The following is a 23,432-nucleotide window of genomic DNA, read 5'->3' as shown; positions in this document are numbered from 1 at the left end:
ATTTCTTTTATTTAATTGTAAAAACCTGTTATCCATTTACTTAAATGCGCATATCCATCACGGGCAAAAGCATCCTGGCTATCCGCCAAACTACGCCAAATACACACGGCTGCTGCCAGCTCTTTATTCTCCGGCGTAAAGCTCTCAATGGATACGGTCCCCCGATAATCAATTGCTGCCAGCCCACGGTAATAAGCATCCCAATTGGCATTTCCTGTACCAGGTGTACCCCGGTAATTTTCGGATACCTGCATGTGAATCAGCTTGTCACCGGCTTTGCGGATAGCGGCCTCCGGATCAGGCTCTTCGATGTTCATGTGGAACATATCCAAGCACACCTTTGCGGCAGGGTGGCCAATATCGTCAATAAGGCGCAGCACATCGTCCACATTGTTGATCAAGTCCGACTCAAAGCGGTTCAACGGTTCCAAGGCTATCTGCAGCCCTTTTGCCGCAGCACGCTCGCATACCGTCCGCAGGTTCGTTACCGCCCGTTCCCACTCGATAGCCCGCTGTTCAGCGGGCACCATCCGGGCCTTTCCTACGGCAGCGTACATCGGACCGGCAACAAACCGGGCTCCCAAGTCATCCGCTATATTCAAACATTCTTCGATATAAGCGAGTCCGGTTTGCTGCAAACGCTCATCATCATTGGTCAAGTCGCGCGTTGGGCCAAATGCCCCGCAGATAACCGCCTCCAGGTTATTCCTAAACAGCATTTCCTTCACAGCTTGGGTATCAACCAATTGTGGATCTTCCACAGCGATTTCCACAGCATCATAGCCGAGCGCCGCTATCTTTTCAAATAACGACCCGGCCTCTTTTGTGGTAAATGGGGATACCCATAACCAAGTACTTACACCTCGTTTAACATGTAAAGCCATAAAAAAATAATTTATTTTATTTTGCCACCATAGGTGAATGTATAATTACGCATGTCATAATCGAATAATTGTTTACGTTATTGGTTATTATGTATGTGCTAAGATAGGGGCTTACAACGCATTGACACACCTATTAATTAACAAATACTGACTGTATTTTATCCATTCTACAATACTTACGTAGCGTTATTGGATAATTAGCTAACATTTTCATTACAATAATCGGGATAAGCTTCCGTTTATTAGATTTGGATATATACGCTCTACACCATGACGATGTGAAGAATAGTGTGGCGTAAACGTATCGAACAATCGCTGCTGTATGCAGCAACCAAAGATAAACCATCATGAACGTCACCTTAAAAAAAACCGCCATACAAAAGACGCGGATACCCGAGTCCAATGTGTTTTTTGTGCGCGAACTCCACGACAGGCATTTTGATGCGACCTGGCATGCCCATATGGAGTACCAGCTCTTTTTAGTGCTCGAAGGCACGGGCACCAAATTCGTCGGCAACACGGTCAAACCGTTTGATAGTGGCGACCTCACATTTCTTGGCCCCAATATTCCGCATCTTTGGCGAAGCGATGAGTGTTACTTTGACCCCTGCAGCGAAAAGAACAGCCGAGGCTTGGTGATTTACTTCAATGCAACAGCACTTAGCCCGCTGATTGATAAAGAAGAATTTGCGCAATTGAAACTATTGCTTGAAAAGGTAAGGCGTGGAATGGAGCTTTATGGAAAAACCGCGCAAACGACCATCCAATTGATGGTCGAGCTTGTCCACCTGCACGGTTTGGAAAGTATCATCCAGTTATTCAGGATACTCGACCTGCTTTCCAAAAGCAAAGAATATCGACTGCTCCATGATGATGCCGTTTATTACCAGTTAAAGGACGTAGAGACAAACCGCATCAATACGGTATACAACTATGCCGCCAGACGTTTCAAGCACAAAATCACGTTGGAAGAAGTATCTTCGCTGTTGAATATGACCCCCACCTCATTCAGCAGGTATTTTACCATGAAAACGAGTAAATCATTTTCGTACTTTCTCACAGAGCTCCGCATCCGGCATGCGTGCAAACTGCTCGCCACGGAGGAGGCCAGGAGCATCGCACAAATTTGTTATGAATCAGGCTTCAACACACTCTCAAATTTCAATAAACAGTTTAAAACATTTGTCGGCATGACCCCCACCGAATATCGGCAGAAGTTTATGACGCTCTGAACTAAAGCCCGAACCGTTTCCGGAGCGTCAGGCCATAAGTAGCCGGCCTGCCCATGTGCACGGCAGCAAAACCGAAGTCGTAAGCGTAGTCGATGTAGCGTTTATTCGCGAGGTTCTGACCCCAGCATATCAGTTCATAACCCATCAGGGAATAACCGATATTGACATTGAGCAGACTGTAAGCCCCCTGTCCCAGGGTATTTTCCACGGTAAAATACTGTTGACCGAAAAATTTTGCATAGGCGCCCAGTTGCAACTGTTGCCGTTTGGTCCTATCGACGGGAACCACATACTGCGCTCCCAAAAAGGCAGTCCAATCTGGCGTAAATACCGGCCGGTTACCCTTTAGCTGCACATTGCCTCCATTGCCCGCCGTGTTCAAGTCGAGGTAGCGCGCACGGGTAAATGCGACGTTGCCCCATAAACTTAGGTGACGCACCACGCGGGCAGTCGCCTCCAGCTCGCCGCCCATACTTTCCATGCGGCCCGTATTTTGCGTTACCGTAACCGCATCCGGCAAAACTAATGTAGGGACTTGAGCGTCATTGACCCGTGAATAAAACACCGCCAGATTCAGCTCCAAACGCCGGTCCCATAATAAATTCTTGGTGCCGATTTCGACATTATTGCTATACTCCGGAGCAAACGATCGCAAAGAAGCCTCGCCTGGGTCGGACGATAATTGCGAAATCCCTCCAGCCCGAAAGCCACGGGCATAACTACCATAGAGGTGATGTGCTTCGTCAAATGCATATTTAATACTCACGCTCGGCGTAAAAGCATTGAAATTAGCCGATGCCGCCGTATCCGGTTGCACGACCACCAACTCTCCGCCATCGGGCTGGAATTCTCCTCGGGCATCCAATTGTGCGTGCTCGTAATCATAGCGAAGCCCCGCTTGGAGCTCCACCCCACTTTCAAACCGGAAGCCAATCTGGCCGAAAACTGCAGCTCCCCGATTGATCGCCGAGTTCGTCAATACGCTTGTAGCGTGGGTCGGCGTACCTTCTCCCATCATTCCGGCATCCGCACCAAAATACGTTCCTTGCTTCGTGGGAGCATCCTGATGAAACAAAAATGCACCCGCCGTCCAGCTCATCAAGGCATGTTTTGACGGCGACGAAGAGACTTTGACTTCCTGCGTAAATACACGTACATTATTCCAATCTTTGCCGTAATCATTGATTATCGAAACGGCATCCAGGGGCGAAAAATCGCCATCGATAGGATCTCGATAATACCGGTAGTTAGACTGGAAGGCCGTTTGTGCGCTAACGTTGAGCGCCTGGCCGAAATGGTTGATAGCCAGCGACACATTGCGCGACTCGTCAACCATCGTGGTCTTGGCGTTTTGATTCAGGCGAAATGGATGTTCAAAAGCATCGTCAAGCCCCATGATCAGTGAGAAAGCCCCATTGTTTCGGTTCGAAACGTGTTTTACATTTAATGTCATCGCCCATTGTGTGTTGGGCAAATATTTTAGGTAATAATTACCAAAGACGGTATGTTGTTTGTCATAGTGCGAACCGTCGAAATCATTGGTGTAGAAACCGTCCAACCCGTTAAACATACCCGAAGCCCCAAAGAACAATTTGTCCTTCAAGACCGGCATGCGTATTCCCAGAAGGTATCGCTGCTGTCCATAATTCCCCAGATTTACCTCCGCTAATCCACTCACGTTATTCGTTGGCTGCTTCGTAACGATATTAATGACCCCAGCCATTGCATTACGACCATACAGCGTGCCCTGCGGACCACGCAGCACTTCTATACGCTCCACATCTTGCAGGTACGGTATATAAGTATCGAGCCCGAATTGATTTACGCCATCCACATAAGTAGCCACGGCAGGATTGTAGGACGTCGTGGTGATGCCGCGGATGGATGCAACATTCCGGTTGTCGCCAGGATTGGCGATATTCAGGTTTGGTACCACCGCCGCCACATCCATGATGTTCCAAATATACTGCTGCTCAACTTCCTTCGCACCAACCACCGATAAACTCGCAGGAATATCATGGGGGTCATGTTCCATTTTATGTGCCGTCACGATCGCTTCATCCAGCCGGTTTTCGACGCTGGCCAATTGAATATCGACAATGACGTCTCCATTGACCGTTACAGTGCGGTTTTCTGCGGCATAGCCCAAGGCGCTTACCCGCAATAGGTGCCTGCCTGACGGAACACCTTCAAGGGCAAAGTCCCCGTTTTCATCCGTCGAAGCAGCCAAATTTGAATTTAGCAACTGTACACTGGCTCGGGGGATTCCGCCGCTATCTGCGGTTATTCTGCCTTTAATCGCATATTGAGCGGTGGCAGCATAAAAAAGCGACAAGCATACAAAAAACAGGTAATAGCGAAGCATAGTGCTTTTGATGTTTATAGTAAGTATCTTCTGGTATTATTTCGAGATGCCGAAATTACTAATATTCCTCCGGATAACAAGTCTGATCGACAAGCATCTGCCCCACGCACGATCGTCGAAGCAAAGGCGGACACTGGCCACCGACGTCATAAAAAGGGCCATGCGGCGGATGTGCTGCATGGCTCTTTATGAATCATCCTATACTTTATTAATATCCCGGATTCTGTGTAAGATTCGGATTTTTTGTCAGCTCAGCAAACGGAATAGGGAAAAGCGTACGGGTTTGAGCCTGTGGATGGGGCCGGTGATTAAACCATGTTTTCGTTTGGAAAACGCCGAAACGGATTAAATCCTGCCGGCGATGTGCTTCGGCGGCAAACTCCCAGCCGAGCTCGTCGAGGAATCGGCCGTACTCGATATCAGTGCCACCGTTTACAGCATCCACAGAACCGTCCGTATCCTGCCAGCCGTAGTTGTAGCTACTTCCCTGTCCGAGCTGCGCCCCCGTAACGGTAGCTTTATCGGGATTATCCTTGAAAGCACGCTGCCTTACCTGCGTGACGAGTGCTGCCGCACCATTCGCGTCACCCGTGCGCAGCAAAGCCTCTGCTTTCATCATGAGGATATCGGCATAACGGAACATGGGATAATCGTTATCCAAGCTGCCCGTAGCTCCTTTTTTTATTTCATACTTCCCGATGCGGTAACCGGCGTTACTTGGCGCAACGGTGCCATCACCACCGATACCCGGCACGTGCTTGACATAGTTGATCACTTCCTCGCCTGTGGTAGCGTGGTATTGGGGGCCCTGTATCCACGTATCGTATAAGCGGCTATCTTCGGGATCATACGTGTCGATAAATTGAGGTACCGCACAGTTACCACCCCAAGGGCCCGCAGCCATCGCATACACCAACCGGCTCAACGGATCGAGGGTTTTCATATGGATTTGGTTGCCTGTGCCATAAATCTCATCGTAGGGTACCGCAAAAATGATTTCGCCCGAGTTCTCATTGGTGTAGGTGAACACATCGGAGTAATTCATATCCAATGAATAGGCTTCGCTTGTGATGATTTCATCTGTTTCTTCAATGACCTTATTCCATTGTGGGGTACCGATGTATACTTCCGCATTCAGGTAAATCTTAGCAAGCAGTGCCTTGGCTGCCCACCGGTTCATGCGTCCGTACATCGGGGCGACTTCTTCCGACAGCAGCGGCAATGCCTCGGTCAGTTCTGTGATCACAAAATCGTAAACTTCCTGCCGCGTGCTTTGTTCGGGCAACGAGTCATCCCGGTAGTCGGTTACAATGGGCACATTGCCATGGTTGTCCAACAACAAGTAGTAAGCCAGTGCACGAGCGGCCCGCAATTCGGCGATAGCGTCCCTGCCCACGTCTTCCGGCAATGGCAATGCACCGTCTTCGATCTGCATAATGACCCGGTTTGCCCGGCTGATTGCCGAATACGCTTGATTCCACGTATTGGTTGGTTGCCACTGTTCGGACGTCCAGTTGTGCTGATGCATCCGGCGATAGGTACCCGCATCATCCCATCCATTTGGCCTCACAGGAGTAATAATAATGTCGGCAGACTCTTCTTGCAGGTCAAAATATCCCTGCCAACCAAACATCAGGGTCCGGAACGGTGCGTAAACGGGAGCCAGAATGTAGGGCAGATCACGCTCCGTTGGCTGAAAATTCCGCTCAAGCACTTCAGAATATACCTCCTCATCCAAATTCGTGCACGAGTTGAAGCCCCCAGCAAGCAGCAGGGCGATGAGCGCGCCGATTTTTACTATTTTCGTGTTCATGAGTATATCAGTCTTAATTCAGTAATCATTAAAAAGTAACATTTAATCCGAGGGTAAACGTCCGCGTATTGGGGTATTTATCGCGATGGTCTATGCCCGGCGAAAACGTGAAGTTTTGAGGAGCCCCGCCCATGCCGTCCTCAACAATGCCCATGTTCACCGCTTCGGGATCAATTCCGGTATACCCGGTGAAGGTATAGAGATTGAGCCCGGAAACGTATAGGCGCAGGTTGCTTATCCCCCTGATCGCATCCGGTTTGAAGGTATAACCCAGCGTGACGTTATCGATTTTCAGGTAATCGGCATCTTCGATATAGTGGGATACGTACACCAGATCGTTGTTCAATTGCTTGCCATATACCGGGTCGTAAGCCGTTTTCAGCACGTTGTACGCCTTGTTTACGGGGTTTTCATAGTATAGGCGCTGCATATTCAGCAATTGATGGCCAAACGCACCGCGGAAATTCACTGCAATATCGAAGCGCTGAATATTAAACGTATTGTTCCATCCCAGGTTATATTTAGGTATTCCGTTTCCATAATATTGCCGGTCTTCCGGCGTGGCATCGCCAATCGGGATGGTCTCGCCTTCCCGGCTTTCGACCAGCCACTTCCCGTCGTCATCCAATCCGACACTCTTCAGCACGAAGAATTGGCCGATCGGCCCGCCGACCCTTACCCGGTGGGTGGACACCTGTATAGGCTCTCCAGTATGTCCCCAATCGAAAAACTCCGTGGTCACGTTGAACTGGTCATTGGAAAGGTTGACGAGTTTGTTCCTATTGGTCGAAAAGGCGACATTCGTATTCCATTTGAAGCTCCCATTGTCCACCGCCCGTACATTCACCAGGGCCTCGAAGCCTGAATTCTGCATTTCCCCGGCATTCAGCATCATGCTGCTGTACAAGAACGGCGGGGTAGGCACCCCAAAATTGTACAGCAGATCCTTTACATTGCGCGTATAGTAGTCCAGCGCACCGGTCACGCGATTATTGAATAGCCCGAACTCCAGGCCAACGTTCCACTCCTCCTTTTTTTCCCAGCGCAGGTCAGGGTTGAAATTCCGCGCAGGCACAAATCCCTGTACCCATTCGCCGTTGATGAATGCACCTTGGGTCCAGTCGAAATTATAGCTGGTTTGTGACTGGTAAGGTGAGGAAGCGATGGTCCCCGTCACCCCAAAGCCAGCACGCAACTTAAGGTCCGATATAAATCCGACAGGCTGCATGAAGTCTTCATTACCCACATTCCAAGCTGCGGAGAATGCTGGGAACGTACCCCATTGGTTGTTTTCGCCGAACGTGGTTGAACCTTCCCGCCTCACGCTTGCTGTAACAATGTACCGCTCCTTCCAGGAATAATTGACCCGACCAAAGAAACCGATCAGCTTCCACATGTCCTTGTTGCTGGCCATGGTCGCCTGGCCACGCCGCAGTGCGGCTCCGGCTTCCAGTTCGTTATACGAATAGTCATCGTTTGGGAAGTCGAAATTATATACGTTGAAAAACTCGCCCACGTTGTGCTGATAGCTATAACCGCCCAAGAGGGTCAAACGGTGATCGCCGAACGTCTTGTTGTAGTTGGCCGTCAGTTCCAGCAGGTCTTCGGTATTCGAGATGGTCGAGCGATTGGCCGTTCCATTCAGGTTATTTTTAGTCGTATTGACGTGCTGGAAGGTCGTCGAGTTACCGGTAAGGTTGTTGTTTACCACCCGCGACAGCAGCATCTTCAAACTCAGGTCACCGATGGGCCGGTAATCCAACGAACCGCTGAAACGGGTTTCACGGAAAATGCGGTCGTTGATTGTTTCGTGAGTAATCCCCAACGGGTTGTCGTACATATACGCGTCTCCTTCTTTCCAGGTTCCATCAGCATTCCTGATTTCGTCCGTCGGATTCCGAATCATAGCTTGCCGCCAAGCCCAGCCGCCTGCGCCACCTTGCTTGGCCGAAAGGCTTTGATTGATGACTTGGATATTTGTCCGCAGCTTGCCATCGTACATCTCATGGTTGAGGTCGGCCCTCACGGTTAGCCGTTCTTGATTGGTCTTCAGCAATATCCCCTCCCAGCCCCGATAGTTCAGCGAACCGGTAAAATTTGTCCGCGAGCTGCCGCCGAAAAACGTGAGGTTGTGATTGTGGCTGACCGGATTCTGCAACATCTCGTCAAGCCAATTGGTATTGCCACCATAATCGTCATAATCATATCCTTCCGCAATCAACCGCCGGTAGTCATTGGCATCCATCATTTCCGGTTTCCGAAAGATGGTCTGTACATTGGCATAGCTATTGTATTCAATCGAAGAACGCGGCTCGGCGCTCCTGTTTTTGCGCGTGGTAATCAATACAACGCCGCCGGTAGCACGCGTACCATAGATAGCCGCTGCCGAACCGTCTTTCAGCACGTCGATAGACTCGATGTCTTCAGGTGCGACGGTTGCAATGTTTCCGGGCACGCCATCAATCAGCACCAAGGGATTCTGCGAACCATTAATTGAATTGAGCCCGCGCAAGTTGATCTGCGTTGTCGCGTTCGGATCGCCATTAGGCGTGGTGATTCGAAGCCCCGCTACCTTTCCTTGAATTAGTTGAGCGGCATCGCGTACGGTGCCTTTGACAAAATCTTCAGATTTTACGCTGGCGATGGCGCTGGTCACTTCTCCCTTTCGCTGCGTGCCGTACCCCACGACCACCACTTCCTCCAAAGCTTCTTCTGTCACGACCAGCTGAATGGTTAAGGTTGTTTGATCGGTGAGGCTAAACTCTTGACTCACAAACCCCAAAGCGGTCACCTGCAAGATAGCCGGCGAAACGTACTGGACGACGAAATCTCCCGATTCATCAGTTGAAGTAGCGGTCTGCGTACCTTTCAAATTGACTGAAGCCCCCACAACCGGCACGCCCGATTCATCCAGGACTTTCCCCCTTAAGGTGGTTTGCTGTTGCGCTAATCCTAATTGGGTGACGAATACACATAGGAAAGCAAAGAAAATGGATAGCTTTTTCATACATTAGTTAATTGCTTGGTTATTAAAATCATAATTCACGTTATTTTAACACTTAATATGGTAATCATTAGGCCTATTTTTGATATGTTAGCAGCTAATGATGGCCCCAATTACAATTGGGTACAATTGGTTATGAAAGAAACGTCAATATGACATCTTATATGACAAAGATAAGCCGTCGCCTATCGCCAGACTAACAACATATTCGCAGATGCAAACCGAAAATTAACTAGGCGAAATAGGTAAAAATTTGTCCACGGACTTCCGTTATCCCGAAAAAGGCATTACAGCTCCTAAATTAGGCCTATTTTTGTTTCTGGCTAAGATATAAGTACAATCAAGCAAATATCGCCAAGAATTTTAAAAATGTCATACTTACATTTGTTATGAAGTATACACCATGATGAAAAGACAAAAAGATTTATTGAAACACCTGGGTAGTGGAAGTTTCCTGTTACTTGCCTCTTTACTTATTGGATCTCAAAGCTTGGCACAGTCGCCATGGGAGCGCATTGCCGATCTTCCATCAACCTTGGGCCTTGAACAAGGCGTTTCCGAATTTGACATAGCGCCATTGAAATTGAAGCTCGTCAAAGCTTCCCAGACCGTGGCAGGACTTACACCATTGGCCGATACAGCGTTTGATTACACACCGGACGAGCGATTGGAAGTCCGCGCAAAAGACGGATTATACCAATTAGGCGACATCAATTTCCGAGTCCGCACCGGTGCCAGTGGCGACTGGCAATCGTTTTCGAGTGCTGCTAAACGAGCGCCCGTCATTCCCCTGTCTGCAAGTGGCAGTATACTTGCTGCGGCAGATCTGGCTCCTACACTCCCAAACGATGTACCCTTAGCCGTAAAGCGTTTTTGGCAAAACGATGATGGCCATTTGATATTGCGTTTCGAACTGACCAACAAGACGACACATGACATTGAAATCGGCGCATTGGGTATACCCTTGATTTTTAATAATATTCTGGAAGGGAAGCACCTCGATGAAGCGCATGCAGACAATGTGTTTTTTGATCCTTACATCGGTATGGATGCGGGCTATCTACAAGTAAACAGGCTTCATGGCAAAGGGCCTGTATTGCTTGTTCTTCCCCATGAAAATGCACCATTTGAAGCGTACCACCCGCTGAATGACGATCCAACGCCGCGCGGCATCGTTTTCGAGGGCTTCCACGAATGGATGATCCATAGTAAGGCGTATGCAGCCGACGAATGGAAAGGCGTAGCGCAGTGGAACGAGCCGACTTCTACGCTGCTCAAGGCGGGACAAAGCAAATCATTCGCACTGAAATTCGCCCTGGCGCCAAGTGTTCGCCAAATCGAAGACGAGCTGATTAACCAAAAACGCCCTGTCGCTGTCGGCGTGCCTGGCTATGTCGTCCCGAAAGACATAACGGCCAAGCTATTCCTGAATTACGGCAGCAAGGTGAAATCGGTTGCAGCCTATCCTGCCGGCTCCCTAACCATCAAACGCGGCAAGAAAACCAAACATGGATGGGAAACCTATGAGATTGCGGGCAATACCTGGGGCCGTTCCCGGCTCACGGTCACGTATGCCGATGGGTTGACGCAAACCATCAACTACAAGGTCATTAGCCCCGAAAAGGAAACGGTAGATAAGCTCGGACATTTCCTTACCACTGAGCAATGGTTTGACGACCAACGCGACCCCTTTGGACGCGCCCCTTCGATCATCAACTACGACTATGACGTCAAACGGAAGCTTACGCAGGAAAATCGCGCCTGGTTTGTCGGACTGAGCGACGAGGCCGGTGCAGGCAGCTGGTTGGCTGCGATGATGAAGCAAGTGTTGCGGCCGAACAAGGCGGAAGTCGAAAAACTGAAGCGCTTTGTTAATGAGACGCTTTGGGGCGGCATCCAGTACAAGGATGGGCCACTAAAATATGCGGTAAAGAAAAGCATGTTCTATTATGAGCCCGACTCCATGCCGAAAGGCACCTACGTAGACAGCATCCCCTTCCGTGGGTGGTCGGCCTGGAAGAAAAAGGAAGCCGACGATCCGGGCCGATCGTATAACTATCCGCACGTGGTTGCGGCTTACTGGACGATGTATCGCCTGGGCAGATACCATGTGGGCTACGCCGATGATATCCCCTGGAAGCAATCGCTTGAAAACGCGTTCCACACCACTATGGCGATGATGAAGCATGCGCCCTATTACACGCGGTTTGGTCTCATGGAAGGCTCGGTTTTTTTACTGGTACTCAACGACCTGAAGGCCGAAGGGCTTACCGAAATGGCCAGTGAAATGGAAGCAGCCATGCGCAAGCGGGCCGACCGTTGGGAGCAGCAGGCGTACCCTTTCGGCAGCGAGATGCCATGGGACTCCACCGGCCAGGAAGAAGTATACCTATGGTCGCGCTACTTCGGCATGGATGAAAAATCGATGGTCACGCTTAATGCCATCCTCGCCTATATGCCCACCGTTCCCCATTGGGGGTACAACGGCAGCGCGCGGCGGTATTGGGATTTCGTATATGGCGGGAAGCTTTCCCGCATTGAGCGTCAGCTGCACCACTATGGTTCTGGACTGAACGCCATCCCCGTGCTTACCCATTACCGCGACCATCCGGACGACTTTTACCTGCTTCGCGTAGGTCACGCCGGTGCCATGGGGGCGTTAGCCAATATTACCGAAGACGGTTTTGGGCCGGCAGCCTTTCACTCCTATCCCTCCACGCTGGCCATCGATGGCTACGCCGGTGACTATGGCTGTGGGTTTTATGGCTATGCCGTCAACTCAGGCACCTACATCGTAAATCATCCCGAATTCGGCTGGTTGGCATTCAGTGGAAGCCTCTCCGAAAAAGGCGATTTGGTCAGCACAAAAATCACCTCGGCTGCACGGTCGCGGGTCTATCTGGCTCCCATTGGCCTTTGGATAAATGCCGATGCGGGCAAAATTGACGAAGTGTCCTATAACACCAAGACCGGCGAGGTCACACTCACGCTGGCGGGAGCAGATGAGCATACACCGAATACGTTACTTCGGATAACCAAGCAAGGCACGGAGACCGGTGGCGACGTTGCGCTTGCCGGGTTTGAAAAGAACGGGCAGGGGCAATACGTGGTACCGAACGGATCCGGTGCTCGCACCGTCCGGGTACGAGGCAAATAGGTTTCTTTTTACCATTCGCAACATATCCCCGTCGATAGTACGGCGGGGATACTGTTGATTAAGCTAATTAATATACTTCCCGGTTCTTTTTAATTCATCAATGAACAAATTCCATTCGGATTCTATTTTCTGAAAATTCTCCCATTGTTCATCATCAGTTATGGTTTCGGAGCCTATTACTTTGCCATACGGATAACCACTTAGCATATACCACCTATTTTTCTTTGTGGTAAGGCCCGGTATATCGCTGTTGTCCAGTAACGAATAATACAGGACAGGCTCGTTATACAGGTGACTGAAAAAAGAATTTGAATAAGTCAGCGTAAATAAATGGGTATCGTTATTTGCGTACACATTTACATGATATCGGTTATTTTGCCAGTCGCCTATATTATTCGGCAGTTTATTGTAAAAAATCACCTCTCCGGTTTTAGCATTATAGGATTTTATATCCAGAACAGCGATGACGCGATTATCATCTGATTCATCGCCCTGCGCTGTCGTACCGGCTATGGTTATCAATTTTAATTTTAAATCGCTTGAACCTGCATTGACATTCTCTTTATTGCACGATAGGCAAATTACAAGTGATAACATAGCTAAGAAAATAATAGCTTTCATGTCTTGTTATTTAATTTTGAAGCTATGATAATGTCTTATAACGTGGCTAAGAACTCTTTAAACAACAGCCTTGCTATTTGCCAAGCCTCAAAAGAAGAAGTGCCATACTCTTTGATCACCTCGTCATAAATTGTCTGGTATTCTTCCTGCATCACGGAGCTAATCAATAGGATAGCCAAGCTGTTTTCATATTGTTGTTGCGTGGTAGGCTCCGGTTTTTTGCCGTCATCAAACAAGTAACTTACAATAATCGGGGCGATGACAGCTTTATTCTCACGGGCATATTGCAACAGTTGTATATACTCCGGCCAAGTTTTCATCACATTCGGATTGCTCTGTACTATCAGGTCTACTTGTTTTGCTTTTTCCAATGCTGCTTCCCATAGATCTTTGAACCGGATTGCGGCATCGGACTGTCCAGAGGCTTGCAATGCGGCTATTTTTTGCCTTTCCGCAGCAGTAAGCTGCACGGAGTCAGTCGTTCCATCGATGTCCTCCTTGTTTTTATTACAGGAAAAAAGTGCTCCTATGATAAATAATAATAACAGTCTTTTCATGTTGTATAATTCCTTTATAATTGTTTTAAAATAGCTTTTGAAAAGCGTTTAGAATTAAACAAACAAACAAACAAATATGACATTACCATGACGAAATTCCAAGCCGATGTAGATTCTTGGCCAGCTTGTGCTCGCATTTCTTTGAAATCTTTTCCTGCCCTTTACATGAGTCTTTTTGATGGATAGAAGAAAAGAGGGATATATTATTCATGCGGCCTTAATATGAGACCATCAAGAAAAGCTGAATTGTTTATTTTAGCGTCAACAACTATGGATGCAAAGTTAAGATAAGGCATAACGCTCAGTTTCTGGGTACTGCTTGCCGTATCCAACTCAGCTACATCGGCCTCCATATCGAACTACTCGAACAGATACCGTAACTTCGGCATTTCGAGGCAACTTGCTCCGCCTATTATTACCATGATTTATCTTCCCTCCACGGCGGAGATATAATACAAGTATTCCAGTTGCTTAACTGTCACCAATTCCTTTTGCGCATCGGTCAGCACAACCGACTGCCATGTTGCCGTCGGAAACAATTTAAATGATGCCGATCCGTAGTCAGTCAAAGCAATAGGCAGGTTGAAGCCGTCAATGCAATGCTGCCATTTATAAAATAGCCGATTATCTTCAAAATAAAATCGAAATTCGGGAATCTGTACCGTAGTGAGGTACTGGGCAAAAACATTCCGATAGTCGTAGCCAGTCTTGTCGCAAAAATACGCGATTAGCTGCTCCCCGTCGATCGTTTGGTGCGCGTGCTCCCGTTGCAATCCCCGCAATATTTCCCGGAACAACGTATCATCAGCCATACTGTGGCGAATGGTGTGCAACATATTCCCGCCTTTGGGATACATATCACCGCTACCCTGCGCATTCACGCCAAATGGTGGTACGATGGGCTTGTCATTCCGGATCCCCCTACGCACGCCATACACATAATCATTCCCCGCGCCAATGCCCCAATGATATTCTACATACAATGCTTCAGCATAATTCGCAAAACTTTCATGCACCCACATATCCGCCAAGTCATTGGTGGTGATGCTATTACCCCACCATTCATGTGCACTCTCATGAACGATGATGAAATCCGACAGCAAACCGTAGCCCGTACCGGAGGCGTCCCGTCCCCGGTAACCAAACGCATAAAAATTACCGTACCCGATGTTGCTTTGATGTTCCATTCCGGTATTATCGGCTTCCACCAGTTTATAGCTATCTTCGTAAAATGGATAAGGCCCAAACCAATACTCAAAAGCACGCAACACTTTTTTTGCTTGCTCAGGAAAATACCTTTCGGCCTGCGCCTTGTGAAGTTGCAACGGCCAAAATTGCAGATCCAGTTTTCCCTTTTCGCCAATATACGTATCGTTAATGGAAGCGTATTTGCCGATATAGGGTATCATGCAGTAATTATTAATCGGATTGGTAACTTCCCAGGTATAAGCCATCGTCCCATCATGGTTATCGATCCGTTCGACCAACCTGCCATTGCCAACCGCCTGCAGCGTATCCGGCACGACCATGGTCAATGAAGCGCCGTCATCCGGTTCATCGCTTTGGTGATCCTTGCAGGGAAACCATACAGACGCACCTAACCCCTGACAGCATACGGTCATCCAGGGGTTGTCCAGGGAGTCTCTTGAAAACGTCCATCCCCCATCCCAAGGTGGTCTGATCGCAATGTGCGGATTGCCCGAAAAATAGACATTGACCCGGTCTGTCGTTCCTGCTTGCTGCAGGGGCAGATCAACGTACCAAATGTCGCCCCCTGCATATTCAACAGGCCGCTTACTGCCGTCACTGGCCAGTACAACGCTATCGATTTTAAGCGGCGGCTTCAGATCAAGTTGCATCCTTCCGGTCCCACTATCCACTACCTGATAAGTCATTCTGTTCGTGCCCGCGGTATACTTATCCTCAAAATCCGGCACGATGGTCAGATCATACCGCCGCACATCCCACCAAGCCCGTTCAGGGGTGTTGCTTCCGCGGAGGGTATCCGCCCGCGAAAACCGTTCCTGTCGGCTCACCAGCTCCTGAGCGGTCACCGCCAGCGACAACATGATGATACCTACAGCTAATGCACATCCATTAAATAATTTCATCGCGATTTCCGGTTAATTACTATCACGAAAGTAGTGGATGCGTTTCCACAAGACCCCTTATATTTTTGCAAATGTAAACCATAAATTGACATGCTTCCACAATCCAATTAAGCTGCCACCTATAGAATCGGTTCCTGCCGATTATCAAAGAAAACGATAAGCTGAACCTCATCACCCACGACACAGTACAAAAACGAAATGGTGCGATGCACGATAGCACGCCTTACATACACATCCTCTTATAGTCTGAAAAGCAAATGGGTATTTGGCAACGACACCCAGTACCCGCCGGGTATCTTTCTGAAACTGTTTGGCAGTTTTAACGCCCCAACGTTTCTTCACTTGCTCCAACAAGGCTTCAAAACTGTCTTTCGCTTCTTGGGAGAAATACAGGTTATAGTCCGCCATTACGGAATTAGGGGTTGCGGGTCAGTATTTCTTCAAACTCGCTAAATGGGATTTTCCGCCCATTGTCCAAGTCTTCGATTCCGCGTTTCATTCCTTTGATGGCATGGTGGGGCAGGGGAGCGGACACCTGCGGCTCAAAGTTGATCTTAAGCGCCTTCAACACAGCCTTCAATGCGGAGAGTTGTTCTTTATTTTCAGGATATACTACGTACGCTTCCATGAAAACAAATATAGCGTATTTCTTTTTTCATTTCAATTTTCACGGCTATTAAATCTTATATTCTTACCTAAATGTTGATCTCAAGACCTATTTCAACGTCACGTCCAAGTACACAGAATGACGCCCGTATGTTTCATAGAACGGTTTAAAAACCACCCCGTCAATCTCAAATTGCAACTGCTGCGGGTCCCCTTTGATTGATCTGCTGATATCGTTCGCATCCAGGGTTACCTTACGCCACTCATTTCTTGCTTCAGGCTCCTGGGCAGCCAGCAATATCGGTCCGTAAAACAGGCTGGCGATGTTCTGCTGATCCATGACCGGATCCAGGCGAAATTGAAAAGGCATTTTCAATTCGATGACATCGCCATCTTTCCAGTTGCGGCGTAATGGCAGATAGCTGCCCGGCTTCGCCTCTACCTTTTGTGCTTTACCATTGATCGTCACAAAAAATCCCTTGGTTGCCCAGCTCGGCACACGCACGTGGATGGCAAACTTTCCGCTGCCTTGAATCATCAGCCGCGTATGGTCTTCCCTGGGAAAATCTGTGACCTGTTTCACCGTTATTCCGCGCTCAGTCCAATTTAATGTTGAGGGGATGTACAGGTTGACATAAAGCGCCTGATCATCCTTGCTTTTAAAGTAGATGGAATTCTGCAGCTTGGTACTGCTCTCTATTGCGGTGCCGTTGCAGCACGTAAAACCCGTCATGTTCGGGTTGCCGAAGCGCTTGATAGACCCCGGCCGGAGCGGCACATGATAGGTATTGGCCGGGCTGTCTTCGGCTACCGAAGCCAGAATATGGTTGTACAGCCCGCGCTCATAATAGTCCATCAACTCCGCCCGCTGATCGAAGAGAAACAGGTTACCAGTCAGTTTCAGCATATTGTAGGTGGCGCAGGTTTCGTTTTGCCCGCCAGCAGCAAAGCCGTTTTCATACAACGTTGCCGGCTGGGCAATAAAACACTCCGCATTGGCGGGATTGCGTGCACCGGCAACGCCACCAATGCTATACATATAATCATTAACCGCCTTATACCAGAAGTTATCAGCCACTTTGTAATATTCCGGATTATTGGAAACCCGGTACATTTCGATACTTCCCACGATTTGCGGAATATGCTGGTTGGCATGCAATCCGCGGAAGGTATCGACATTTTTAGCGAGCCCATGCGAGCGTTTGGCATCGCCAAAAAACATGTCGATATTGTCAAACAACTGTGCGGTCTTCAGGTAATTCGCCTCCCCTGTGATCCGGTACAGGCGCGCCATTGCCTCATTCATGCCCCCAAATTCACCGGCAATGTATGTATTCCACATTTTTATAAGTGTCTCCGTCGGCAGCTTGCTCAAACGAGCATATACCCAATCGCTCATGCCCTTCGCTATTTCCAGCGCTTTTTCATTGCCACTCACCTCATACACATCCATTAAGCCGGCCAGAATTTTATGCAACGTGTAATAAGGCGCCCAAACCTGATTTTTCTGGCCTCCGTACGTCGCTCCGTTTTCCAGCATGATAAATTGATCCGGGGGATAAGCACTGATGAAACCTTCTCCCCAGTTCCAATAATCCGTACGGATGCCCGTCTCGCTAAGATCAGAATCATAGTCTGACTTTCCCGGGCCTGGCGGTACCGCCGTGGGGTCGGACACAGCGGTACCCTTTGCTTCTTTCGGTCTTCCGGATAATTGGGACAAGTCATATAGGGTATTGACCATATATGCCATTTTTTCGGCGAAATTGGCCTGAAGTGCTTTGTCATATCCCGTACTGGCGTAGGCCTGAGCAATTGCCGTGAGGTAATGTCCCGTGGCATGCCCCCTTAATTTGGTATCCTGGCTGTCCCAGACCCCCAGGGGTTTTGCTCCTTCGGGCTGCGGTTGGCCGAACGCATGGCGGAACATATAAAGAAAGGAGTTCGGATCAGTCTTGGCCAACGTGGTGATAAACTTATCACGATTTTCAATAAATTTAGTTTCGTGCTCATACGTATCGGTTTCCAACGAAACCCGATCCAAATCAAACGCTTCCAGCTTTAGATCCGGTGCAGTTGATTTTTTATCCCCGCTGATGGTAACGAAAGCCCTGGGCTGAAAATCCGTTCCTGGTACGCGCCCCGTAACGGTATAGCGGCCGGCACTCATCACGTCGCTGTTGTCTGTCGGAGCAGGCCACAATACGCGTACTTTCGGGCCGTTCATCCCGTCCTTGTAAGTTCCCTGTACATAACTCGGCAATCGGGGCAAATGCCCTACTTCCGTCTCCACTTCTACATCGGAGACATCCACCAGATACGCATGATAAAGCTGTGACTGGGACAACAGGAAAGTCGGCAGATCTTCCTCCGGCTTACCCTCGTTTACCGCGCGCCGATTGGCTCCCCGCTGTGAATTGTTATAGATTCTATTAACCTGACTTCCACTTAAGGGAATACGATAAATACGAAAATCATGTATCATGGCATCAAGATAAGGATCCTCAGGCAGCAGCGATTTTCCGATATAAAGCTGATTCTTCCCTCCAGATTGCGGATCGAATACTGCTGTCAACTCCAGTGGAACCTCCTTAGCTTCGCCCACCGGCATGCCATCAACGTAAGTCATGACAGATTTGGAGGGAACATCAATTACGACGGCAAGATGAATCCACTTATCCGTTTCTATAGCCGGAGAAACCGCCCCCTTGGCATTGTTTCCTTCCGCCGTTATCAGCGCCTGGAAGCCCGCCTGGGCTTTTGTCCCTACCGGGGCTGCAAAGAAATGCTTGGCGGTATCCTTTCCAAAATCAAAAAAACGCTGGCCGGGCTGGGCCGAACGCAGGTATATCCATCCCGATATACTAAGCGACTCCAGGTCGGCCAATGCCTCTTCGGGTATCGCAACAAACGCGCTGCTATCGCCAATGAGCGACAAGACCTTCCCAAACCGGTTGTCATTGACAAATTTGACCCCAGCGCCTTGAATTTGGGCGTGCAAATTATTCCGGGACCAGTCTTTGGTGTCGCCATCAAACACATAACGGGCAATCATTCCGGTTTCACCAATCCCATCCAATATCTGGTCCCCGTTTTGTGCGTGAGCGGTGTTAACACCCTGAACAAAAACAGCAACGAAAAAGACGGCATACAAGAATACGTTATACATGTTCATTCGAATATTGTTTAAAGATTGCAGCTTGCGTTACGCTACTATTCTATTTCTTTTTAAAGACAGCCTATGCAGGATTTTCAATAAACCCTGTTAATTTAATACATTAAACAAGCGATACACGATGGATAATTCTGTCTAAAACTATAAAGAATCCGTGTTAAGCGATAATTCTATTTTAGTTAATCATAACCTGATATTAACAGGTATCCAAAAACTGTAACCCGTAATCAAGTTCAGCGCCGGTCGGTGCCCGGTAGCACCCTCACCTGTGCTTCTCCCGTGCTTCTCCCGTGTGATATCCTATAGATATCCAATAATACTTCGGTAAAAAGGCCATTTGACCGTATTTCATCGGATACCTATCGGGATCGTATAGGGAAAAGGGATGGGTAGAAAGAGGTCGGGCAGACAAAATTAGACCGATATTGCAAAAATGCGGCAACAGGCCGGAGCAAAAAAGGCCGCACCACAAATGATGCGGCCCTGACTGCCTATTGGATGTTCACGTTAAAGACAAAAGTCGCCTGAACGGTTCGCCCCGGCTCGTACTCATATACCAGGGCCTGTCTGATGGTATACGTGGCACCTGCCGTCGTCTGCCCGGGATACTGTCCGATCGTAAACACGAAGGTCGACTCATTAAACTCTGAAAACACACGGGCATCAACACCCCATGGGACGACATTACCGCCCGCACCAAACCAGTGTCCATAGCCGTTCGCAGTAGTCGTTGAGTTTAACGAGCCTGTCGGTTCTACCGCATGGAAGGTGACCGTTCCACTGGACAGCCGGGCAGCGATATCACTTGGCTGGAGGACAAATGCCAAACCAAGCTGCCCTTGGTCAACGCTCACGGTTGTCCCCGAATAATTTTGGGGGTCATATGGAAAACTGATATTATAGGTAAAGGTGATATCTTCCGGCTCATCGTCATCATCGAACGTCAAGTATCCGACGACATCTGTATTTGTAACTTTTATCTCGTACGGCCACTGTTCGTCATTGGACTCATCTTCGTCCCAGGCATGTGGCGCATACGAGGCAGGAGCCCCGGTTACAACGAAAAACAGCCGCTCAGTTCCGGACGGGACGGTAAACGCTGCCGTCCCACTGGCCGCGCTGTGCATTTCCCCATATACGCGGCTACCATTTTCCAGCAATGCAACGTAGCCATACCGCCAGCCGGCACGGGAAGGATCGGCGACGGGGTTGTACCCCGTCTCATTGATCAATCCGGTAAAGGCAATGGACACCTCGGTACCGGAAGCGGGCACCTCCAGCGGGATGACATTGTAGCCCGTGGTGCCGGGCGTCCGATCATAGGTGACACGCAGCGTCCCGTCGCTCAGCATCGTAAATTTATAGGTCAACGCACCAATATGATTTGTACCCAAATCGCGTAATGCCCCAATATCCCACGTAGCAAACTTCGTGGCCATGTCATAGATCTCGTCATTCAGCTGCGCATCGGTGATACCGGTGATGCGCTTATAAGCTTGTATTGGGTCTTCCGGTTGGATAGCCTCCCGCCAAATCCGCCCGACGATGTCCAATCCGTGCTTATCAGCCCAATAGTGGTGAATGAAATAGTTGGCATAACGGTACCACTCGTGGATCTGATGCCGGTGATAGTTTTCGGCGTATACCGAAAAATGATGTGATCCAAAATTCTGGTCGGGATAGCTCTGGTGTGCCTGCCACTGAGCCGTCTGCTCCCAGAAGCCGTTGCCACCATTGCCGCCAAATCCGTACCGGAAGCCGTGGGCAGCACCCAAATCACAACGTACCTGATATTGGAAACTGTGCCCGATTTCATGCGCGATGGTCGCCCCTACGGGTTGTGCTGTACCTGGACTGATCCATAGGGCACCGATGACGTCGTCATACCCGCCACCATACGCCATCCACTCGGTGGTGTAGTGCAGGAAAATCATCATTTTATATTGGTCCAGGTTAGACTGGCCGATGCCGCGTTCCGCGAATTTCAGCGTATCAACATTTAAGGCGTAGTACTCTTCAGCCTTCTCCAAGAGGTCGTCAATATCGACACGGTGCGTTGCCGGAACGGCGGCGTCATTCGGGTCATTGGCGCCATAGCCCGCCCCCCAGAATACAATGAAGTGAGCCGACTGCCTGCTGCGGTGATAGCTCCAGGTACTGGTGCTGTCTTCGAAACCAATGTCTCTGAATTCGTTGGGCACATAAATCGCCAGTTCCGTTTCTTCTGCACCGTTTCCTTGGTCGTCATCAATCAAGCCGACCAGTTTCTTACATGAAACCATCGAAAAAACGAATAAAGCAATTAACAGGCAGTGACCGGTTATTCGCTTGGTATAGTTTATCCATTTCATAAATCAATTTGCTATGAGTTTCAAAAACCTACAGACTGGCCCTTAAACCAAGCGACAGTCTATTCTTACCATAGAAAATGGAAGATTCTCAGGGTTACAATCTCCCCCATAATATCTTCTTCTTTGGTTACAATACGAACTAAATTACCGCTATTCTACCTTTATATTAAACACGAAAATTACTTGTGCAATGCCCGCTCCACTGTCATACATCAACGCTTGCTTTAAGGTAAAGGTGTCACCGGCAACATTCCGATCAGGGAATTGGCCAATATGAAATTCCATTACGCCGATTTTCAGCTCAGAAAACAGTCGAGCGCCATCCCCCCAACTGATGGTTGAACCATCAGCAGCAAACCAGTGTCCGGGTGCCGCAGCAGTACTGTTGGGATTAAGCGTGCCATCGGGCTCTATAGCGTAGTACGTTAGACTGTGGCCCAATAATCCCGCAATATTACCGGCATCAACGCCCAGCGCCTCGGCAAGCTCCGATTGATCCAAAGACACGACAGTGGCCGCATAACCAGCACCTTCTGGCAATGTCACATCTTTGGTTATTGTCGTGATTCGAGGGCCGGTCTTTTCAATCGTATTCAACCTAAACCGGACAATGTGAGTACCCGGCTTATAAAAACGGGCGGTTGTGGCCGTGTTGACGTTCCGCCCGATACTCGTAAAATCCCCCACCACCCGATAATTCGAAGCCAGGTTCGTATATTCTGCACCATTGATGCGTGCTATCCGCTTAATTGGATAATAAACACCTTTGTAATAGGGGTATGCATACACTATGGCGGTATCCGTCAGCTCTTCTGCGTAAAATGGGGACCAATCTGCAAAACTTGGTAAAGATGCTCGGCGCACAACTTCTCCCTCACGGGGATTGAACACTTCGCCATTTCTATCCAACCACATAAAAATGATTTTATCTTCTCCATTATCCAAGTGTTCGATCGAAACTTGATAATCGTTTACGTCCAATGGTGTAGACTCCGATTCTGAGCCAATAGGCGTCGTATTAGCTCCGCTGGCAAATACGGAATCCGGCTTCATTTCAATCAAATTGATGTCCAAAACTTCATTGTACACTTTAGTTCCAGAGATATTGCTCACCTGCAAGTCTATGGTATATAACCCAGGCGGTACTTCTTCGGTAGCAGGTGAAAACACAACCTTTCCTCCAATGTCATTAACGGCTATAGGCGGAGCCGTACTCAGCCCTATTTTTACATCCAATTGCTCGATCGTGTTGTCATCGACCCCTACCTGTGCCAAAAACACATGAAAGTCCTGTGGGACCAAAAACTCGGGTACCGCTGCGCCGGTAGTTTTGTTGCGTATGGACAGCAATTGTACCTCCATCGGTGTGGAGCTTCCATTGGCGATCAATGGATTCGTACTTACAGCGGTTCCCTGCTCTACCTGTATTTCGGCAATGTTATACCGAAGGTGGTCATTAAGAAACCCAATTTGATCGGGTTTACACCCGTTTATTAGTACAAAAGGCATCAAGCACAGTCGCCATATATTTTTCCAGTTCATCATGCTATGATTAA

At 48.8% G+C, this 23,432-nt stretch carries 13 protein-coding genes; 2 read left to right on the top strand and 11 right to left on the bottom strand.

Going from position 1 to position 23,432, the window contains the following annotated elements:
* Positions 1–11: 11 nt before the first annotated feature.
* Positions 12–884, bottom strand: a complete 873-nt coding sequence (locus JHJ32_RS01795; RefSeq protein ID WP_079714929.1) for a sugar phosphate isomerase/epimerase — start codon at positions 882–884, stop codon at positions 12–14.
* A gap of 347 nt (positions 885–1,231) precedes the next feature.
* Between JHJ32_RS01795 and JHJ32_RS01790 the strand changes: the two genes are divergently transcribed.
* On the top strand, positions 1,232–2,116 hold the full coding sequence (locus JHJ32_RS01790) for an AraC family transcriptional regulator (protein ID WP_200119475.1): 885 nt from the start codon (positions 1,232–1,234) through the stop codon (positions 2,114–2,116).
* Position 2,117: 1 nt separating this feature from the next.
* Here the strand turns inward: JHJ32_RS01790 and JHJ32_RS01785 are convergent, their stop codons facing one another.
* The 3 genes from JHJ32_RS01785 to JHJ32_RS01775 all read right to left on the bottom strand — a co-directional run bounded on the left by JHJ32_RS01785 (position 2,118) and on the right by JHJ32_RS01775 (position 9,301).
* Positions 2,118–4,481 carry a TonB-dependent receptor gene (locus JHJ32_RS01785; protein WP_200119473.1) on the bottom strand — a complete coding sequence of 788 codons (2,364 nt, stop codon included), beginning with the start codon at positions 4,479–4,481 and terminating at the stop codon, positions 2,118–2,120.
* A 208-nt stretch (positions 4,482–4,689) separates the two neighbouring features.
* A complete protein-coding gene (locus JHJ32_RS01780) occupies positions 4,690–6,294 on the bottom strand; it encodes a RagB/SusD family nutrient uptake outer membrane protein (protein WP_200119469.1) in 1,605 nt (534 codons plus the stop codon).
* Between the two features lie 28 nt (positions 6,295–6,322).
* Positions 6,323–9,301, bottom strand: a complete 2,979-nt coding sequence (locus tag JHJ32_RS01775; protein WP_200119466.1) for a SusC/RagA family TonB-linked outer membrane protein — start codon at positions 9,299–9,301, stop codon at positions 6,323–6,325.
* A 400-nt stretch (positions 9,302–9,701) separates the two neighbouring features.
* On the opposite strand from JHJ32_RS01775, the gene JHJ32_RS01770 reads away from it, so the two are divergent.
* Positions 9,702–12,455, top strand: a complete 2,754-nt coding sequence (locus tag JHJ32_RS01770) for a DUF5695 domain-containing protein (protein WP_200119456.1) — start codon at positions 9,702–9,704, stop codon at positions 12,453–12,455.
* 63 nt (positions 12,456–12,518) lie between these two features.
* On the opposite strand, the gene JHJ32_RS01765 is transcribed toward JHJ32_RS01770, so the two are convergent.
* From JHJ32_RS01765 to JHJ32_RS01735, 7 genes are all read right to left on the bottom strand, one after another.
* Complete coding sequence (locus JHJ32_RS01765; RefSeq protein ID WP_200119454.1) at positions 12,519–13,076, bottom strand: hypothetical protein; 558 nt, start codon at positions 13,074–13,076, stop codon at positions 12,519–12,521.
* Between the two features lie 35 nt (positions 13,077–13,111).
* A complete protein-coding gene (locus tag JHJ32_RS01760; protein ID WP_200119451.1) occupies positions 13,112–13,633 on the bottom strand; it encodes a hypothetical protein in 522 nt (173 codons plus the stop codon).
* Positions 13,634–14,058: 425 nt separating this feature from the next.
* Positions 14,059–15,744, bottom strand: coding sequence for a M1 family metallopeptidase (locus JHJ32_RS01755; RefSeq protein WP_079714923.1), 1,686 nt, complete (start codon positions 15,742–15,744; stop codon positions 14,059–14,061).
* Positions 15,745–16,159: 415 nt separating this feature from the next.
* On the bottom strand, positions 16,160–16,372 hold the full coding sequence (locus tag JHJ32_RS01750; RefSeq protein WP_079714921.1) for a DUF2683 family protein: 213 nt from the start codon (positions 16,370–16,372) through the stop codon (positions 16,160–16,162).
* Between the two features lie 87 nt (positions 16,373–16,459).
* Entirely contained in the window at positions 16,460–19,525 is a 3,066-nt protein-coding gene (locus tag JHJ32_RS01745; RefSeq protein WP_233632431.1) for a beta-L-arabinofuranosidase domain-containing protein, read from the bottom strand.
* A gap of 491 nt (positions 19,526–20,016) precedes the next feature.
* A complete protein-coding gene (locus JHJ32_RS01740) occupies positions 20,017–21,807 on the bottom strand; it encodes a DUF4859 domain-containing protein (RefSeq protein ID WP_233632430.1) in 1,791 nt (596 codons plus the stop codon).
* Positions 21,808–22,026: 219 nt separating this feature from the next.
* Positions 22,027–23,421, bottom strand: coding sequence for a DUF4859 domain-containing protein (locus tag JHJ32_RS01735; RefSeq protein WP_200119445.1), 1,395 nt, complete (start codon positions 23,419–23,421; stop codon positions 22,027–22,029).
* Positions 23,422–23,432 lie beyond the last annotated feature (11 nt).

The organism is Parapedobacter sp. ISTM3 (assembly GCF_016533505.1).
GTDB classification, from domain to species: domain Bacteria; phylum Bacteroidota; class Bacteroidia; order Sphingobacteriales; family Sphingobacteriaceae; genus Parapedobacter; species Parapedobacter luteus.
Note: the sequence above shows the minus strand (reverse complement) of the source record. Positions and strands in the feature narration are given on the sequence as shown.

What these genes read in the sequence shown, in the direction of transcription:
- JHJ32_RS01760 (WP_200119451.1), bottom strand. Translation starts at nt 13,633, where the DNA reads ATGAAAAGACTGTTATTATTATTTATCATAGGAGCACTTTTTTCCTGT.
- JHJ32_RS01780 (WP_200119469.1), bottom strand. Translation starts at nt 6,294, where the DNA reads ATGAACACGAAAATAGTAAAAATCGGCGCGCTCATCGCCCTGCTGCTT.
- JHJ32_RS01750 (WP_079714921.1), bottom strand. Translation starts at nt 16,372, where the DNA reads ATGGAAGCGTACGTAGTATATCCTGAAAATAAAGAACAACTCTCCGCA.
- JHJ32_RS01745 (WP_233632431.1), bottom strand. Translation starts at nt 19,525, where the DNA reads ATGAACATGTATAACGTATTCTTGTATGCCGTCTTTTTCGTTGCTGTT.
- JHJ32_RS01785 (WP_200119473.1), bottom strand. Translation starts at nt 4,481, where the DNA reads ATGCTTCGCTATTACCTGTTTTTTGTATGCTTGTCGCTTTTTTATGCT.
- JHJ32_RS01775 (WP_200119466.1), bottom strand. Translation starts at nt 9,301, where the DNA reads ATGAAAAAGCTATCCATTTTCTTTGCTTTCCTATGTGTATTCGTCACC.
- JHJ32_RS01765 (WP_200119454.1), bottom strand. Translation starts at nt 13,076, where the DNA reads ATGAAAGCTATTATTTTCTTAGCTATGTTATCACTTGTAATTTGCCTA.
- JHJ32_RS01795 (WP_079714929.1), bottom strand. Translation starts at nt 884, where the DNA reads ATGGCTTTACATGTTAAACGAGGTGTAAGTACTTGGTTATGGGTATCC.
- JHJ32_RS01790 (WP_200119475.1), top strand. Translation starts at nt 1,232, where the DNA reads ATGAACGTCACCTTAAAAAAAACCGCCATACAAAAGACGCGGATACCC.
- JHJ32_RS01770 (WP_200119456.1), top strand. Translation starts at nt 9,702, where the DNA reads ATGATGAAAAGACAAAAAGATTTATTGAAACACCTGGGTAGTGGAAGT.
- JHJ32_RS01735 (WP_200119445.1), bottom strand. Translation starts at nt 23,421, where the DNA reads ATGATGAACTGGAAAAATATATGGCGACTGTGCTTGATGCCTTTTGTA.
- JHJ32_RS01740 (WP_233632430.1), bottom strand. Translation starts at nt 21,807, where the DNA reads ATGGTTTCATGTAAGAAACTGGTCGGCTTGATTGATGACGACCAAGGA.
- JHJ32_RS01755 (WP_079714923.1), bottom strand. Translation starts at nt 15,744, where the DNA reads ATGAAATTATTTAATGGATGTGCATTAGCTGTAGGTATCATCATGTTG.